Here is an 803-nt window from a genome sequence, read left to right as displayed (position 1 = left end):
GGCAGCTTAACAGGAGCGAAGCTGGCAGAGGGAGCAGTGAACGGACAGCATCTGCAGCCTGATAGCATAACTGGCGGGCATCTGGCCGAACAAAGTGTGGAAGAGAGGCATGTAAGACCTGGCAGTATCACCCTTGAGCATCTGGCAGAGGAGGTATACACGTCTGATCTTCTGCCTGATGGCAGCATAACAGGAGTGAAGCTGGCAGAGGGAGCAGTGAACGGACAGCATCTGCAGCCTGATAGCATAACTGGGGGGCATCTGGCCGAGCAAAGTGTGGAAGAGCGGCATGTAAGACCCGGCAGTATCACCCTTGAGCATCTGGCAGAGGAGGTATACACGTCCGATCTTCTGCCTGACGGCAGCTTAACAGGAGCGAAGCTGGCAAAGGGAGCGGTGAACGGACAGCATCTGCAGCCTGATAGCATAACTGGCGGGCACCTGGCCGAGCAAACTGTGGAAGAGCGTCATGTAAGACCCGGCAGTATCACCCTTGCGCATCTGGCAGAGGAAGTATACACGTCCGATCTCTTGCCTGATGGCAGCTTAACAGGAGCGAAGCTGGCAAAGGGAGCAGTGAACGGACAGCATCTGCAGCCTGATAGCATAACTGGCGGGCATTTGGTCGAACAAAGTGTGGAAGAACGGCATGTAAGACCTGGCAGTATCACCCTTGCGCATTTGGCAAAGGGAGCGGTGAACGGACAGCATCTGCAGCCTGATAGCATAACTGGCGGGCACCTGGCCGAGCAAAGTGTGGAAGAGCGGCATGTAAAACCCGGCAGTATCACCCTTGAGCATCT

1 pseudogene is annotated in these 803 nt (G+C 55.7%); it reads left to right on the top strand.

What is annotated here, in order from left to right:
• Nucleotides 1-803: pseudogene (locus HPT30_RS00810) on the top strand (hypothetical protein); the annotation flags it as partial.

This window comes from Paenibacillus agri (assembly GCF_013359945.1).
GTDB lineage: Bacteria > Bacillota > Bacilli > Paenibacillales > Paenibacillaceae > Paenibacillus_AQ > Paenibacillus_AQ agri.
This window is presented reverse-complemented; position numbering and strand designations above follow the sequence as displayed.